Annotated in this window: 14 protein-coding genes; 6 read left to right on the top strand and 8 right to left on the bottom strand. The window is 26.6% G+C overall.

From position 1 onward, the window contains the following. Nucleotides 1-26 precede the first annotated feature (26 nt). Together H0H67_RS02670 and ubiE are read right to left on the bottom strand one after the other, a co-directional pair. Nucleotides 27-1,544 (bottom strand): GH3 auxin-responsive promoter family protein, encoded by a 1,518-nt coding sequence (locus H0H67_RS02670; RefSeq protein ID WP_185859229.1) that lies wholly within the window; start codon nt 1,542-1,544, stop codon nt 27-29. Between the two features lie 41 nt (nt 1,545-1,585). Further along, nucleotides 1,586-2,308 (bottom strand): bifunctional demethylmenaquinone methyltransferase/2-methoxy-6-polyprenyl-1,4-benzoquinol methylase UbiE, encoded by a 723-nt coding sequence (gene ubiE / locus H0H67_RS02665; RefSeq protein ID WP_185859228.1) that lies wholly within the window; start codon nt 2,306-2,308, stop codon nt 1,586-1,588. A gap of 105 nt (nt 2,309-2,413) precedes the next feature. Between ubiE and H0H67_RS02660 the strand changes: the two genes are divergently transcribed. Genes H0H67_RS02660 through H0H67_RS02635 form a run of 6 tightly spaced genes read left to right on the top strand, consistent with a single transcriptional unit; the run spans nt 2,414 to nt 9,194 of the window. Then, entirely contained in the window at nt 2,414-3,520 is a 1,107-nt protein-coding gene (locus tag H0H67_RS02660) for a 3-oxoacyl-ACP synthase III family protein (RefSeq protein WP_185859227.1), read from the top strand. 5 nt (nt 3,521-3,525) lie between these two features. Next, nucleotides 3,526-3,780: a type B 50S ribosomal protein L31 gene (locus tag H0H67_RS02655; protein ID WP_185859226.1), complete on the top strand. Its 255-nt coding sequence runs from the start codon at nt 3,526-3,528 to the stop codon at nt 3,778-3,780. 16 nt (nt 3,781-3,796) lie between these two features. Continuing rightward, nucleotides 3,797-4,981, top strand: coding sequence for a putative sugar nucleotidyl transferase (locus H0H67_RS02650; RefSeq protein ID WP_185859225.1), 1,185 nt, complete (start codon nt 3,797-3,799; stop codon nt 4,979-4,981). A 59-nt stretch (nt 4,982-5,040) separates the two neighbouring features. Continuing rightward, nucleotides 5,041-7,344, top strand: a complete 2,304-nt coding sequence (gene metE, locus H0H67_RS02645; protein ID WP_185859224.1) for a 5-methyltetrahydropteroyltriglutamate--homocysteine S-methyltransferase — start codon at nt 5,041-5,043, stop codon at nt 7,342-7,344. 37 nt (nt 7,345-7,381) lie between these two features. Next, nucleotides 7,382-7,825 (top strand): SufE family protein, encoded by a 444-nt coding sequence (locus tag H0H67_RS02640; protein WP_185859223.1) that lies wholly within the window; start codon nt 7,382-7,384, stop codon nt 7,823-7,825. Between the two features lie 10 nt (nt 7,826-7,835). Further along, on the top strand, nt 7,836-9,194 hold the full coding sequence (locus H0H67_RS02635; RefSeq protein ID WP_185859620.1) for an aldehyde dehydrogenase family protein: 1,359 nt from the start codon (nt 7,836-7,838) through the stop codon (nt 9,192-9,194). On the opposite strand, the gene rpoN is transcribed toward H0H67_RS02635, so the two are convergent. The 6 genes from rpoN to leuS all read right to left on the bottom strand — a co-directional run bounded on the left by rpoN (nt 9,189) and on the right by leuS (nt 17,751). Then, nucleotides 9,189-10,643 (bottom strand): RNA polymerase factor sigma-54, encoded by a 1,455-nt coding sequence (gene rpoN, locus H0H67_RS02630; protein WP_185859222.1) that lies wholly within the window; start codon nt 10,641-10,643, stop codon nt 9,189-9,191. The two genes, H0H67_RS02635 and rpoN, sit on opposite strands and share 6 nt — an antisense overlap. A 13-nt stretch (nt 10,644-10,656) precedes the next feature. Then, a complete protein-coding gene (gene asnS / locus H0H67_RS02625) occupies nt 10,657-12,066 on the bottom strand; it encodes an asparagine--tRNA ligase (protein ID WP_185859221.1) in 1,410 nt (469 codons plus the stop codon). Beyond that, complete coding sequence (gene frr, locus H0H67_RS02620; protein WP_185859220.1) at nt 12,066-12,620, bottom strand: ribosome recycling factor; 555 nt, start codon at nt 12,618-12,620, stop codon at nt 12,066-12,068. Before frr ends, asnS begins: the two co-directional genes overlap by 1 nt. Nucleotides 12,621-12,625: 5 nt before the next feature. Next, nucleotides 12,626-13,342, bottom strand: a complete 717-nt coding sequence (pyrH, locus tag H0H67_RS02615; protein WP_185859219.1) for a UMP kinase — start codon at nt 13,340-13,342, stop codon at nt 12,626-12,628. 63 nt (nt 13,343-13,405) lie between these two features. Continuing rightward, nucleotides 13,406-14,836, bottom strand: a complete 1,431-nt coding sequence (locus tag H0H67_RS02610) for a Glu/Leu/Phe/Val family dehydrogenase (RefSeq protein WP_185859218.1) — start codon at nt 14,834-14,836, stop codon at nt 13,406-13,408. 122 nt (nt 14,837-14,958) lie between these two features. Continuing rightward, the gene (leuS, locus tag H0H67_RS02605; protein ID WP_185859217.1) at nt 14,959-17,751 is read right to left on the bottom strand and encodes a leucine--tRNA ligase; all 2,793 of its coding nucleotides are present in this window, start codon (nt 17,749-17,751) and stop codon (nt 14,959-14,961) included. Nucleotides 17,752-17,814: the final 63 nt, after the last annotated feature.

Here is a 17,814-nt window from a genome sequence, read left to right as displayed (position 1 = left end):
ATGATATAAAGTTAAAAATATTTCTACTAAAAATTTTTTTCCATTCTTAAAATGGAATCTATATATTTTCTATCATTAGATAAACGAGGAATTTTATTTTGTCCACCTAATTTTTTATTTTCTTTTAACCAATTATAAAATAATCCATTTTTAGCCACATGTATAATAGGAGGACCCAAAACTATATTTTTATATCGTTTAATTTCATAATCTGAATTCAGAGATTTTAATTCTTTATCCAAAATATCTCTAAAATTGCACAAATTTTTCGGATGTTTTTTGAACTCTATAATCCATTCGTGAGCACCAGAATTTTTTTGATTCATATAAACGGGTCCTGCTGTATATTCATGAATAATAGAATTTGTTTTTAGGCAAGTTTTATTCAAAGCTTGTTCCGCATTTTCAATAATTAATTCTTCTCCAAAGGAATTAATGTAATGAGTAGTTCTTCCTGAAATAGAAATTCTATATGGTGATAAATTAGTAAATTTAATAGTGTCTCCAACAATGTATCTCCATAATCCGGCATTTGTAGAAACAACTAATGCATAATTTTTATTCAATTCCACTTTCTCAATGGAGATAATTTTAGGATTTTTTTTATCTATGTCTTTTGCAGGAATAAATTCATAAAAAATTCCATGATTTAATAAAAGCAAAAGATCTTCAACATTTTTTTGATCTTGAATAGCAAAAAAACCTTCTGAAGCACTATATATGTTGTAATAATTAATAGATTTTTCGAATAAATTCTGATATTGATGTATATAAGGTTTAAAACTCATTCCTCCATGAAATATGACTTCTATATTAGGCCATATTTCATTAATTCTTTTTTTTTCAAATTTTTTTAGTAATTTATTTAAAAATATTAATAACCAAGAACAAACACCCAACAAAATTCGAACATCCTCGCATCCTGTTTCTTTTACTATTTTTTCCAGTTTTGTTTCCCATTCACTCATTAAAGCTGTTTTCTTACCAGGAAGACAAATATTTTCCGCCCAAAAAGGCATATTTTTGATTAAAATAGAAGATAAATCACCATAAAATGTGTTGTAATTTTTATATAATTCATGACTTCCTCCTAAACGAACAGCTTTTCCGAAAAATATTTTCGTTTTTGGATGATTATGAATATAAATAGATAACATATCTTTTCCTGCTTTGTAATGACATTCATTCATGGATAATTTGGTTACAGGAATATATTTACTTTTTGTATTTGTAGTTCCAGAAGATCTTGCAAACCATTTTACTGTTCCTGGCCATAATATATTTTTTTCTCCTCTGCGAATTCTTTTGATTACAGATTTTAAATCTGCATATTTACATATGGGGATTCTTTCAGAAAATTGTTGATATTTTTTGATGTCACGAAATCCATATTTTTTTCCAAATTCAGTATCTTTTGCATACAAAATCAATTGATGAATCAATTGATTTTGTATTTCTATTGGATATCTCATGAAAAATTCTATGTTTTTAATTCTTTTTTTTAGAAAAGCAGATGTTAAATATCCAGATAAATACTTTATCATTACGAGAAAAAATTTAGTTATAAATGCAAAAAAAATGAATTTTATTTATTTAACAAATAAATAGAGGCAATTTCAAAAGTTAATTTTTGCATATAGATTGTGTTAAATTTATGATACTTTAAAAGTTTATTCATTTTTTTTCCACAATAAGAAAATGATTTAATAGATTCTTTTAAATAATTGTAAGCGAAATGATTATTTGATAATAAACTTCCTATTTTATTCATGATAAAATGAGAATAAAAACAAAAAATTTTCCTGATCCAATAATTGGAAGGTTTAGAAAATTCTAAAATTACTAATATTCCTAAAGGTTTCAGTATTCTATATATTTCTCTGATAGAAAGATGAATATATTGAAAGTTTCTTATTCCAAAAGCTATAGTCACTACATCAAAAGTTTCATTTTCAAATGGAATATGTTGAGAATATCCTTGAATTAACTTTATTTTTTTTTCCAAAAAATTATTTTTTATTTTCTTTTGAGCAACCTTTAGCATATTTTCAGATGGATCTAATCCTATAATATTAGCATCATCAAATCTATTTGCTAACAAAATAGCTAAATCCCCGGTTCCAGTTGCTAAATCTAATATATTTTGAATTTTTTTTTTATTATTAAATTTATCTAATAAGTGAATTATTCTTCTTCTCCAAAAAAAATCTATTCCAAAAGACAGTATATGATTGATAAAATCATATTTATGAGAAATATGATCAAACATATTCTTTATTTTTTCTTCTTTTAGAGAATGTTTGTTCATAATGTATGAATTTACTTCTTAAATTATGAAGAAAAAACGGTTCTTTAACTCTTTTAAAGAATTTTATTTTTTTTACTTTATTATTAATTTTTATTATTGAAAGAAATGATTCGATCAATCATTACAGGAACTGGGCATTATTTGCCAAAAAAAATTATAAAAAGCGATCATTTTTTAAGACATAAATTTTACGATAAAAAAGGATTAAAAATTGATAAGTCTAATGGAGAAATTATTAATAAGTTTCAAAAAATTACGGGAATAGAGGAAAGAAGATATATTAATGAAGGGTTATTAAATTCGGATATTGCTACAATTGCAGCAAAAAGAGCTTTGATTAATTCTAAAATTTATAAAGAGAAAATAGATTATATTATATCGTCTCATAATTATGGAGATATTCATCCTATTTCTTGTCAATCTGATTTTATGCCCTCTATAGCTGCTAGAGTAAAGAACAAACTTCAAATAAAAAATAAAAAATGTAGACCATATGATATGATTTTTGGTTGTCCAGGATGGATAGAGGGAATGATTCTTGCAGACCAGCTTTTACAAGCTAAATATGCTAAGAATATATTAGTTACCAGTTCAGAAACTTTATCTAAAGTTATAGATCCACATGATAGAAATGCTATGATTTTTTCGGATGGAGCTGGAGCAGCTGTTTTATCAGCTATAGAAGATTTTGAGGATGAAAAAAATGGAATTATTCATTATGAGACTCAATGCAATAATAACGATGAATTATATTACTTAACTAATGGACCTTCTTTAAATCCAAATTATAAAAAATCTCTGTTGAATATTAGAATGAATGGAAGAAGAATTTATGAATACGCATTGACAGAAGTCCCAAATATGTTAAAAAATATACTTGATCATGCCAATCTACATTTGAAAGATATTAAGAAAATTCTTATTCATCAAGCTAATGCAAAAATGGATTATGCAATTTTAAAAAGATTATTGAAATTGTATAATTATACATCTATAAATAGAGATTTTGAATCAAAAATAATGCCAATGACAATAAAAAAATTTGGAAATTCTTCTGTAGCTACTGTCCCTACTTTATTGGATTTGATTATTCATGGAAAAATGCCTCCTCATGAAATAAGACCTGGAGACACTATATTAATGGCGTCTCTAGGGGCAGGAATGAATATTAATGGAATGATTTACCGTTTTCCAAGAAAAAAACAAAAATAAAAAATATGAGAGAAAAAATACACCCTGAAAATTATAGACCTGTTGTTTTTAAAGATATTAATAATGAAAAAATTTTTATCTGCAGATCAACAGTAAAAACAAAAGATTCTATTCAAATAAATGGATGTAATTATCCGTTATACAAAATGGAAATATCTAGTTATTCACATCCATTTTTTACTGGAGAAAAAAGATTTTTAGGAAAAACAGGACCGGCAGAAAAATTTAGAAGAAAGTATGAAAAATATAAAAAAATGTGAATAATTATCAACTAATATGAATTTCATATTATATGATGGAATAGAATGGAGGAATTTATTTCCTATAACTTTGACCAGACCTGTATCAGAAATTCGATTGGGTTTGTTCACTATAAAAGAAAGATGGGAAAAATATATTGGAAAAAAAATTTCAGGAATAATCACACAATCATTTCTTTCAAAAAAATATTCATTGATAAATGATGAGTCTTTTTTTAAAAATATATTATTAATCAATTCATCATATTTGCCAAACGAAGAGTTAATTCAGATGATTTTTTCTTTAAAGGAAAACGAAGCTGTTTTTTTTAAAGAAAAAATTGTAGCTGTAAAAAAAAATTTTTACTCCTGTAAAATAAAAGAAAATATTCTCTCTTTTAAAAAAAAATATAATATCAAAAAAATTATCCATATAGAATATCCATGGGATATATTTATGAATAACGAAACTGTATTGAAAAAAGATTTCATGTTTTTTACAAAAGGAAAAAAATCTTTTTCTTTATTGGGAAAAAATCATGTTCTTTGTAAAGAAGAAATTTTTTTGGAAGAAGACATAAAAGCAAATAATGTTGTATTAAATGCTCAATTGGGACCAATATATATTGAAAAAGGAGTTGAAATCATGGAAGGTTCTGTAATCAGAGGACCAGCATCTATTGGGAAAAAATCTACCCTGAATGTAGGTTCAAAAATATATGGTGGAACAACTATTGGTCATTTTTGTAAGGTAGGTGGAGAAATTATAAATTCTGTAGTGTTTTCCTATTCTAATAAAGCTCATGATGGATTTTTAGGAAATACTATTTTAGGAGAGTGGTGTAATTTAGGTGCTGGAACTAATGTTTCTAATTTGAGAAATGATTATCGTAAAGTAACAGTTTGGAATTATGAAAAAAAAAATTTTACTCCTGTTGATGTACAATTTTTTGGGATGATTATGGGAGATCATTCTAAATCAGGGATAAATACTCAATTTAATACAGCTACGATAGTAGGAATTAGCACTAGTATTTTTGGATATGGATTTCCACCTAGATATATTCCTTCTTTTTCTTTGGGTGGAATACAAAACAGAAAAAAGATCCCTTTTCATCAGGTTTGTGAAACAGCTGAAATTATGATGAGCAGGAGAAAGGTTAATTTTTCTGTTTTAGACAAAAAAATTTTAGAATATTTGTATCAATTGTTGGATATTTAGTTTTTTAAAAAAATTTACATGGGATTCCATGGAGAAAGGAAAAATAAAATAAATAAAATATGCTGAAACATAACCTGGGTTATCCTCGTATAGGAACACAAAGAGAGTTAAAAAAAGCTTGTGAAGCTTATTGGTCTAAAAAAATTGATTCGGAAACTTTATTTGAAGTTGGAAAAAAAATAAGGGAAGAAAATTGGAAAATGCAGGAAATGGCAAATTTAGATTTGATTCCATGTAATGATTTTAGTTTTTATGATCACGTTCTAGATATGTCTTTTTTATTAGGAGTTATTCCAGAGTCTTATCTTTCTGTGTCAATTATTCAAAACAATATTGATCTATATTTTTCTATGGCTAGGGGATTTCAAAAAAATGGATGGGATATAAAAGCTATGGAAATGACTAAATGGTTTAACACTAATTATCATTATATAGTTCCAGAATTTGATAAAAATCAAAAATTTTCTATTTTTTCAAAGAAAATTTTTGATGAATTAGAAGAATCAAAAAATTTATTAAAATCAATCAAAAAAATAAAACCTGTATTAATAGGACCAGTATCCTACCTTTTTTTAGGAAAAGAAAAGGATAAATCCTTTCATAGAATGGATTTAATTGAAAATATTGTTCCTGTTTATACAAAAATTATCAATGAGTTAAAAAATAAAGGAACTGATTGGATTCAATTAGATGAACCTATTTTAGTTTTAGATATGTCTGAAAAAGAAAAGGAAGCATTTCAATATGCTTATAAAGAAATATCTAAACTTTGTTCAAAATCCAATATTTTATTAACCTCTTACTTTGATGGAATTTCAGAAAATGTTTTTCTTATTAGAGACTTTTTTGTAAAAGCTTTACATATAGATTTAGTGGAAGACTCAGAACAATTGGAAGGAATACTAAATTTTGTCAAAGAATCAAAAATGATTTTGTCCTTAGGAATCATTGATGGAAGAAATATATGGAAAAATAATTATATGGATTCAATCAAGAAAATTGAAAAAACAATAGAATCCATAGGAGAAAATCGCATTATGATTGCTCCTAATTGTTCTCTTTTACATGTTCCTATAAATATAGAATATGAGCACTTCATTCATGAAGATGTAAAAAATAGAATGTCTTTCGCAAGACAAAAAATAAATGAATTAAATGATTTAGAATGTATTATAAAAGGAAATAAAAATATTTTATTGAATAATATTTCTTCACTGGAAAAATATAAAAAATCTATTATTTTTCATGATAAAAAAATAAAAGAAAGAGCAAAAAAAATAAAAAATCAAGATAAACAAAGAAAAAGTCCTTTTTCTATTCGACAAAGAAAACAAAAAGAAAAATTTAATCTTCCTTTGTTTCCAACTACTACTATAGGATCTTTTCCTCAAACAAAAGAGATACGTAATTTGCGAAATAAATTTCGTAAAAAAGAATTGAGCAAAAAGGAATATGATCAAAAAACACAATGTTTTATTGTAGATGTTATCAAAAAACAAGAAGAAATTGATTTAGACGTTTTGGTTCATGGTGAATTTGAGAGAACGGATATGGTAGAATATTTTTCAAATAAACTTAAAGGAATACTTTCTACTGAAAATGGATGGGTACAAAGTTATGGAAGTAGGTGCGTAAAGCCTCCTATTATTTATGGAGACGTTAGTCGTACTGGAGACATGACTGTGGATTGGATATGTTTTGCCCAATCTAAAACCAAAAAATTAATGAAAGGGATGTTAACTGGACCAGTTACTATCTTACAATGGTCTTTTGTGAGGGATGATCAGCCACTTTCTCATACCGCTTATCAAATAGCTTGGTCTATTAGAGAAGAAGTTCTCTCTTTAGAAAAATCTGGAATTCAGATTATTCAAATTGATGAACCTGCTCTTAGAGAAGGATTACCTTTGAAAAAAAAGAATTGGAATTCTTATTTGGATTGGGCGATTCAGGCTTTTCGTATTTCTTCAAGTGGAGTTAAAGATGAGACCCAAATCCATACACATATGTGTTACAGTGAATTTAACGATATATTAGAACATATCGCAGATATGGATGCAGATGTAATTACTATGGAGACTTCTAGATCCAGAATGGAATTGTTGAAAGCATTTTCTATTTTTTCTTATCCTAATGAAATAGGTCCAGGAGTATATGATATTCATTCACCTAGAATTCCTACTGTAGAAGAAATTTTTGATTTGATAAAAAAAGCTTCAAAAAAATTACCAATCAAAAATATTTGGGTGAATCCAGATTGTGGTTTAAAAACTAGAAAATGGGAAGAAGTCTTGAAGTCCTTGAAAAATATGACAAAAGCTGCAAAAATAGCCAGAATGAAACTGTCAAATCAATCTTCTTAATTTAAGTATATTTCTATATTTGTGTAAAAATTTAGAAATGACTTTGCATAAAAAAGAAGAAATAATAAAAAAAGAGTTTCATATTCTAAAAAATTGGGAAGAAAAATATGAATATTTAATAGATTTGGGGAAAGAATTGCCCAAACAACCAGATGAATTTAGATCAGATGAAAAATTAATTCATGGTTGTCAATCAAAAATTTGGTTGGATGCTAAATTGAAAGGTTCACGTATTTTTTTCGATGCAGATGGGGATGCTTTATTACCTAGAGGAATGGCGTCTCTTATGATTCGTGTTTATTCAGGACTTTTTCCCTTTGAAATTATTTATTCGAACACTAATTTTATTTATGAAATAGGATTTCAAACTTTTTTATCCCCTATTAGAGCTAATGGCATGCTTTTATTTTTAAAAAAAATAAAAATTTATGCCATAGCTCTAAATTCCAAAATTTCTATTGGATCAAATGATCGAATTTAAAAAAAATGAAATGTTTCAAACTATTAATCCTGTAGATAATAACATTTTAAAAACTTATTATTTTCTATCTGAAAAAGATATTAAAACTAGATTATCTATAGCTCATCATGCATACAAAAAGTGGAAAAATTATCCCTTTGATTCTAAAGTTAAATGTTTAACGAAATTATATTCTTGCATGCAAGAAACTATAGATATTACATCCTATCTAATTACCCAAGAAATGGGAAAGCCTATTACTCAGTCTCGTTTAGAAGTGAATAAGAGTATAAATTTGTGTAAATATTATTGTCAACTGAAAGAGTCCATTTTTTTTCAAAAAATATCTACTGAATATGAAAAATCTTATGTAAGATTTGAATCTATAGGCCCTATATTAGGAATCATGCCTTGGAATTATCCTATTTGGCAAACCATAAGATCTGCTATTCCTAATTTATTATTAGGAAATGTAATTCTTATTAAACCAGCTATGAATACAGCAGGATGCTCTATGATTTTGGAAAAAATATTTATAAAATCAGGTTTTCCTGAAGGAGTTTTTCAAGTTTTGTTAATAGATATTTCTAAAATAGAATCAGTTATAGCTAATATAGTTATACAAGGAGTCACATTTACGGGAAGTACTTTATCTGGAAGCATTATAGGATCATTATCTGGAAAATATATCAAAAAATCTGTTTTGGAGTTGGGAGGAAATGATGCTTTTGTAGTCATGAAAGATGTTGAAGACATTAAAAAAACGGCTAAGTTAGCTACAGAATCCAGATTAAATAATACAGGACAAACATGTATTTCTGCAAAAAGGTTTATTGTAGATAAATCTATAGTAAATGATTTTATAGATATAGTTATTCAAGAAATGAAAGAATATCAGAAAGGAGATTTATATAATGAATCGACCAAAATTGGTTATATATCCCGTTCTGATTTATCTGAAAAATTATATCAGCAATATAAGAATATCATATTAAATGGAGGAAAAGTCTGTTTAGAAACTAATAAAGATGGAAATTTTTTTTCTCCCTCTTTATTGAGAATAGAAAAAGATAATTTTATTGTGAAAAAAGAAGAAATTTTTGGACCAATAGGAATTGTTTCTGTTTTTTCTAGAGAGGAAGAAATTCCTGATATTGTCAATAATACATGTTACGGATTAGGAGCATCTATTTGGACAAAAGATTTAGAAAAAGCTGAAAAATTATCCAAAAAAATAGATACTGGTATGGTTTTTATTAATGATATTGTTAAATCAGATCCTCGTATCCCTTTTGGAGGAGTCAAGAAATCTGGGTATGGTAGAGAACTATCTATTTTATCTATAAAAGAATTATCCAATTGGAAAACGGTGATTATAAAAAAATCATAAATTCTTTCGCATTCTTGCAACAGGAATATGCATTTGATCTCTATATTTAGCAACAGTCCTTCTAGCTACTAAATAGCCTTTTTTTTTGAGAATTTTAGATAGTTTTTCATCGGTAAGAGGTTTTTTTTTATTTTCCTGAGCTATGGATTCTACTAAAAGTTTTTTGATTTCAATAGAGGAAATTTCTTCTCCTTCTTTGTTTTTCATTTTCTCAGAAAAAAAACTTTTAATCAAAAAAGTACCGTATGGTGTATTGACGTATTTGCTATTAGCTACACGTGAAACGGTAGAAATTCCTACACCAATTTTTTGTGAAATGTTTTTTAAGATCATAGGTTTTATTTTAATTTGATCTCCAGTTAAAAAATATTCTTTTTGATAATCCATAATAGCATTCATTGTTAACATCAACGTATTTTGACGTTTTTTGATTGCATCTACAAACCATTTTGCTGAATCTATTTTTTGTTTCAAAAAAACAATGGTTTCCTCATTTTTCTTCAGATTTTTTTCTTTTGAAGATTTATAAGATTTTAACATATCTAAATATATAGATGATACTTTTATTTCTGGTATATTTCTTTGATTTAAAGAAAGCTCTAGTTTATTGTCTAAAATACGAATAGTAAAATCTGGAATGATATGATTTAAATTTTTGGTATTTTCAGAATAAATTTTTCCTGGCTTTGGATTTAATTTTTCTATTTGAAAAATAGATTTCCTTAAATCTTTTTTTGTGATTCCTAACTTTTTTTGCAGTTTTTGATAATGTTTTTTTACAAAAGATTCAAAATTATATTGGATAATTTTTTTGGCTAGAAGAACCTCTTCAGTTATTTTTTTTTTTTCCAATTGAATAAGTAGACATTCTTGTAAATCTCTGGATCCTACACCCACAGGATCTAATTTTTGTATATAGTTTAAAATTAGTTTTTCTACTTTTTCTGCAGTAACTGATATTCCAAGTATTAAAAGAATATCATCTACTATAGATGTGATCTTTCTTCTTATATAACCGTCATCATCTATATTTCCTAATACAAAATCTGCTATCAATAAATCTTCTTTGTTCAAACGAAAAGTATGCAATTGATTTTTCAAATATTCTTGAAAAGAAACTCCAGAAATAATAGGAATATGTTTTTCTACACCATAATTTTGATGATTGACTTTAAAATCTTCAATTTCATCATCACTCAAATATTCATCAATTTCAGAAATATCTATGGATTGATTTTGATCTTCTGTAAGATCAAAATCATTTTCAGAATCAGAAATTTCTTCTTCTAAATCAGAAAAATTTTCTTCTTCTAATGCAGGATTTTCTTCCATTTCTTGTTTAACTCTTTGTTCAAAATCTAAAGTAGATAGCTGAACTAGTTTCATGAGTTTAATTTGTTGTGGAGAGAGTTTGTGTTGTCCTTTTTGTGATAATTTCTGTTTTAACATAAAAAAATATGTTTTAAAACTCTGCATTATTTGGAGTTCTTGGAAATGGAATAACATCACGAATATTATTCATTCCTGTAATGAATTGAACTAAACGATCAAAACCTAACCCAAATCCACTGTGAGGAACAGAACCGAAACGACGTGTATCTAAATACCACCAAAGTTTATTTTTATCCGTATTTGTATCTTTGATGCGTTGTAATAAAATTTCATAACGTTCTTCTCTTTGAGACCCACCAATAATCTCTCCTATTTCTGGAAATAAAATATCCATAGCTCTAACTGTTTTTCCATCATTATTTATACGCATATAAAAAGCTTTGATACAAGAAGGATAATCAAACACAATAACAGGAATCTTAAAATACTTATCGACTAAATATTGTTCATGTTCAGATTGTAAATCCATTCCCCAAACAACAGGATGAAAAAATTTTATCTTTTGTTTTTTTTCTTCTTGAAGAAGAATTTTTATAGCTTCTGTATAGCTGATTCTTTGAAATGGAAATTTTAGTACAATTTCTAATTTTTCTAAAAGGTATTCTTTATCCTTTTTTTCCCATTTTTTTAAGTGTTCATTTAAAAATGATAAATCTTCCATATTCTTATCAAGAATGTATCTGATAATAAATTTTAAAAAATCTTCAGCTAAATTCATATTTTCTTCTAGATGATAAAAAGCAATTTCTGGTTCTATCATCCAAAATTCGGATAAATGCCGTGAAGTATTGGAATTTTCTGCACGAAATACAGGTCCAAATGTATATACTTTTCCTAATCCCAAAACGGCTGTTTCCGCTTCTAGTTGTCCGGATACACTTAAATAAGTTTTACATTTAAAAAAATCTTTTTTATAATCTATTGGATTCTCTTTTAAATCCATAGTAGTAATTTGAAACATTTTCCCACTTCCTTCACAATTTGAAGTAGTAATTATTGGAGAATGAAGGTAAAAAAATCCTTTTTCATGGAAATATTGATGTATACAAAAAGCCATATGATGACGAATTCGCATGATACAGCTGAAAATATTTGTTTGAAAACGTAAATGAGCCTGTTGACGAAGTTTTTCAAAACTATGTTTTTTAGGTTGCAAAATAGATTTTTGAAGAGTAGACGAAGGTACAGATCCATATATATTAATTTCTAAAGACTGCAGTTCTATACATTGTTTTTTTCCTATACTTTCTGTTACAATTCCTATAACTTGAATTGAAGTTCCAATTGTTATTTTTTTTGTAATTTCCTTTCTAAATTTTTCGGATAAAATAATTTGCAGATTCCTAATTGTAGATCCATCATTTAAAGTGATAAAAATAGAATAACGAAAAGAACGAATCCATCCTTCAACCAATACTTTTTTGTTTAGAAAAAATTTTCCTTTATTTAATAATTCTTTAATTGAATATTTTTTTATCATTATATTCTCAGTATTTCTTTTTCTTTATAAAGGAAGAAATCTTCTATTTTTTGTATATATTCACTTGTTATTTTTTGTATACGGTTTTCTCCTGATTTAGAAAAATCTTCGGATATTTTTAATTTTCTTATATTTTGATTATTTTTTTTTCTTACATTTCTTATGAGTACTTTTGCATTTTCTGTTTGTAATTTGATTTTTTTCAGAAAATTTTTTCTTCCTTCTTCTGTAATAATGGGTAAATGTATATGAATGGATTCTCCTTTATTAGTTGGCATAAAACCCAGATTAGCATCTATTATAGCTTTATCTATATGTGTAACAGTAGAACGATCCCAAGGATGAATAGTAATATTCATGTTGTCTACAATAGTAATATTTGCTACTTCTATAAGCAGGAAAGTACTTCCATAACACTTTATTTTTATTTTTTCCAAAAGAGAAACTATAGATTTGCTACCTAATCGAATACGATGAATTTCTTCCTTTAGTTGTTTAACAATTTTTTCCATATCTTTTTTACAAGAAAAAAAAATATCGTTTAATTCATCCATAATTTTTATTTTTTTTTGGAAACTAGAGTTCCTATTTCTTCTCCAGAAATTAATTTTTGAAAATTCCCTTTTCTGTTGATATCAAAAATAATAATCGGTAAATTGTTTTCATTTCCCAAAATAAAAGCAGTTTGATCCATTACTTTTATCCCCATTTGATATACCATATCAAAGGATATATTTTTAAGTTTTTTAGCATATTTATCTTTTTCCGGATCCTTGGTATAAATTCCATCCACTCTAGTTCCTTTTAATAATACATCAGCTTTGATTTCTATGGCTCGTAAAACAGCAGCTGTATCTGTAGTAAAATAAGGATTTCCTAATCCTGCTACAAATATTACTACTCTTCCTTTTTCAAGATGATGAATAGCTCTATCTTTCCCAAAAGGTTCTGCTATTTGATCCATTCTAATAGCTGTTTGAATATAAGCACATATTCCTACATTTTCTAAATACGATTGAAAAGCGATTCCGTTGATAACGGTGGCTAACATGCCCATGTAATCTCCTTCTATACGATTTATAATCTTTTCCTTTATTCTAGAAAAACCTCTAAATATATTTCCTCCTCCAATTACTATAGCTACTTGAGCTCCCATATCTACCACTTTTTTAACTTCTTCAGCATATTGTTGAAGACGAGTAGAATGAAGTCCGAATTCGTTATTTCCCATCAGAGCTTCTCCGCTTAATTTCAATAATGATCTTTTGTACTTCATGAAAAAAATATTTATTCAAAAATATATTTTTTAGCATTTTTTTCAGAAATCATGAAAAAGATGTTATGGAAAAATTCCTAATTTTTCATAAGAATCTACAATTTTATTTATAGCAAGTACAAATGCTGCAGTTCGCATATTTTCTATTTTTGATGATTTTTTCAGATCACTAATTTTGTGGAACCCACTAATCATTGTATCTTCTAACCCACTACGCACTAAGTCTATTTCCCTTGGTCCTCTCAATATAATTTTTTTCTCTTTTATTGAAATTTTTTTTTTGCAAATATTTTCAATTACTTGTAGTAATTCTGCATTCATATTTTCGCTAAATTTTTTTTCCATGCGTCCATAACGTACGTGGCTTAAATTTTTTATCCATTCAAAATAGGAAACAGTAACTCCTCCTGCATTTAAATAAATGTCAGGAACTATAATGACACCTTTTTTTTCCAGTATTTCATCAGCTTCTGGAGTAATAGGTCCATTTGCCGCTTCTCCAATAATTTTAGCTTTAATACGATTCGCATTATTTTTATGGATTACATTTTCTAATGCTGCAGGAATTAAAATATCACATTCTAATTCTAAAGCATTTTCTGTATTTTCGATATTTTTTGCTTCTGGAAAATTTAATATAGATCCAGTATTTTTCAAATGGAGAATAACTTTGGAAACATTCAATCCTTTTTGATTATAAATGGCTCCTTCTCTTTCTGCTAAAGCCACAATAATTGCTCCTGCTTCATGAAAAAAAGTAGCAGCATGATAACCAACATTTCCTAACCCTTGTATTATAATTTTTTTTCCAACCAATCCAACATCAAGACCTACAGATAGCATATCTTCTTTCATACTACATAATTCTCTAATACCATAAAAAACACCTAATCCTGTTGCTTCTTTTCTTCCTCTAACTCCTCCTTGAGATACAGGTTTTCCTGTTACACAGGCTAATGCGTCTACATCTCCAGGACGAATAGATAGAAATGTATCAAAAATCCAACTCATTTCTCTTTCTCCAGTTCCATAATCAGGAGCAGGGACATCTATTCCTGGACCAATAAAATTTTTCTTAATTAATTCAGAAGTATAACGACGAGTTATTTTTTCTATATCTTCTTCTGATATAGTTTGTGGATCAATCTTAATACCGCCTTTAGCACCTCCAAAAGGAACGTCAACTATAGCGCATTTGTAGCTCATCAAAGCAGCCAAAGTCATGACTTCATCTTGATTAACTTTTATGCTATATCTAATTCCTCCTTTACAAGGTAGTTTATGATGAGAATGTTGAACTCTATAAGCTTCAATAACTTTGATTTCTTTTCCTATTTTCACAGGAAAATGCATGCGATATACGGCATTACAAGCTTTAATTTGTTCTAAAAGACCTTTTTCAATAGAAAGAAATTGTGCGGCTTTATCAAAATTTTTTTCTATACAATTAAAAAAACTATATTTACCAGTTTTATTTTGGTTGTTTTTTGACATAAAAAAATTTTTACACATTTCTATAAAATGAAAAAAAACAAAAACAAATGTTCTATTATAGAATGCAAATCTACGTTTTATGTACAAATTTTAATACAAAACTTGTTTAAGTTTAAAAAGTATCAATAATATAAAATATTTATTATTTTTTTTGGTACTATAATTAATTTTTTTAAAATTTTTTCTTTTAAAAAAGATTTTGTTTTTGGGTGATTTAAAATCTTATTTTTTATTTCTTTTATTGAAATATTAGAATCAAATTTTTCTATAAATTTCAATTTTCCATTAAACATAATTGGATATGTGATTTGATCTATTATTAGATACTTTGAATTGAAAACAGGAATTGGATAATGAATAATAGATTTTTTTTTCCCTAATTTATACCATAATTCTTCAGCTATATGAGGAGCAAATGGTGCTATTAATTGAACTAAAGGTTCTAATATTTTTCTTTTATTGCATTTTAACATAGTTAATTGATTCACAAAAATCATAAATGAACTAATAGATGTATTCAAAGAAAAAGATTGCATTTTATCCTGTATTTTTTTTATGGTATGATGTAAAATTTGTAATTCTTTAAATGTTGGATTGACTTCGCTAACTTTAAAATTTTCATTTTTATGAAATAAACGCCATAATTTGTTTATAAAATTTTTTATTCCATTTATTTTTTCTTCGTCCCAAGGTTTAGATTGAGTAATAGGACCTAAAAACATTTCATAAATTCGAAATATATCTGATCCATATTTTTCATAGATATCATCAGGATTTATGACATTATATTTGGATTTAGACATTTTTTCCAATTTTCTTTTACAAAAAAAAGTTCCTCTTTCTAATAGAAAAATAGCAGAACTAAATTCTGGTCGGTTTTTTTTAAATTTTTCTATATCCAATTCGTTGTTCTTTTTTATTAAGGAAAGATCTACATAGATTTCTTGAAATGAATAGTATTTTTGATTTCTTAGTCCATAAGATACAAAGGTATTTTCCCCTATAATCTTTAGTATAGAAGCAGAATAACTGAGAATCATTCCTTGATTTAATATTTTTTTAAAGGGTTCTTCAGTTTTAATCCATCCTCTATCTTTCAAAAATTTGTGCCAAAATCTTGCATAAATTAAATGTCCAGTACTATGTTCAGATCCTCCAATATATAAATCAACATTCTTCCAATAATTTTCTTTTCTTTTATCAAGAAAAAATTGATGATTGTTAACATCCATATATCTAAGAAAATACCAACTAGATCCGGCCCAACTTGGCATTGTGCTGGTTTCTATAGGAAACACATGTTTATAATCAATAAGGGTATTTGGAACAATTTTCATATTTATTTCATCCCAAGCCCAATTTTTTGCTCTAATTAATGAAGATTTTCCATCCTTAGGATGATAATTATCTATTTTCGGAAGAAGAATAGGTAATTGATCTATAGGAATTGTTTTTGGAATTCTATTTTTAAAATAAATAGGAATTGGCTCTCCCCAATATCTTTGTCTAGAAAAAATAGCATCACGTATTTTGTAACTTGTATTTTTCTTTCCTATTTTTTGTTTCACTAATATTTCTATTATTTTTTCTCTTGCCTCTTTGCTATTTAATCCATTTAAAAAATCAGAATTAATACATATATCCTCATTTTTATTGATGTTTTTTTTTTCACAAATTTGAATAATTTCTAATCCAAACTTTTGAGCAAATTTTTTACTTATTTCTTCATATCCAGGAATTCCTATCATGGATTTTGTATGATTTTCTACAGGAAAAGAGCTACTAATATAAATAGGAATTTGTTTTTTTTTAATGAAAGGATGAAAAACATAATTTCCTGTAAAAACACCAGAAATATTTTTTCGATTTTCATCAATAGAAAATTCTTGCATAAGATATGTTAAAACACTTTTTTTATGGAAATGAATACTTATTTGATCTGCAAGTGGATGATCTGGAGATAAGACAACAAAAGTTATTCCAAATATCATTTCTGGACGAGAAATAAATAATTTAATTTTTTTGATATTATTCATGGGATGCGTAATATTTAATGAAAGAGAAACTCCCATTGATTTTCCTATCCAGTTAAATTGCAATTTTTTTAGGGATTGAGAACAATCAATCAAATTTAATCCTGTTATGAGTCTTTCTGCATATGCGCTAATTCTTATGTGCCATTGTAACATTTTTTTTTTATAGACTGGATATCCCCCTCTTTGACTTTTTCCATTTTTGATTTCATCATTAGCCAAAACAGTGCCTAAGTCTGGACACCAATTCACTATATTGTTGCATAAAAAAGCTAAACGATAATCTAAAAGAATAGATTCTTTTTCAGTAAAACTTAGTTCATTCCATGTTTTTGAATTAAATTTATAATTGTAAGAAGTACTTGCATTGATAAAATTATTTCCATTTTTATTAAATTCTTCAATTAAAAGATCTATAGGTTTGGCTTTTTCACAGTTTTTGTCGTACCAAGAATTAAATATTTGAATAAACATCCATTGAGTCCAACGATAATAATTTGGATTGCTAGTGTATAATTCACGATTCCAGTCAAAAGAAAGACCTATTTTATTCATTTGATTTTTATACTTTTGTGAATTTTGACGAGTGGTATCATAAGGATGTTTACCTGTTTGAATCGCATATTGTTCTGCTGGTAACCCAAAAGAATCAAATCCTATAGGGTTTAAAACGTTATATCCTTCTGCACGTTTATATCTGGCATAAATATCTGATGCGATATAGCCTAAACAATGTCCTACATGAAGTCCTGCTCCAGAAGGATAAGGAAACATATTTAGAATATAGTATTTCTGTTTTTCGTTTTCTTTAGTATGAAAAACATTATGTTTTTTCCAGTATATTTGCCAACGTTTTTCTATTTCTCTAAAATTATATTCCATTTTTATTTTAAACTTTTTTTATACAAAAATTGATTACGTAATTTTAACTTTTATACTGCTGAA

Source organism: Blattabacterium cuenoti (genome assembly GCF_014251575.1).
GTDB classification, from domain to species: Bacteria; Bacteroidota; Bacteroidia; order Flavobacteriales; family Blattabacteriaceae; genus Blattabacterium; species Blattabacterium cuenoti_N.
The sequence above is the reverse complement of the archived record's forward strand: the minus strand, read 5'-3'. Positions and strand labels throughout refer to the sequence as shown.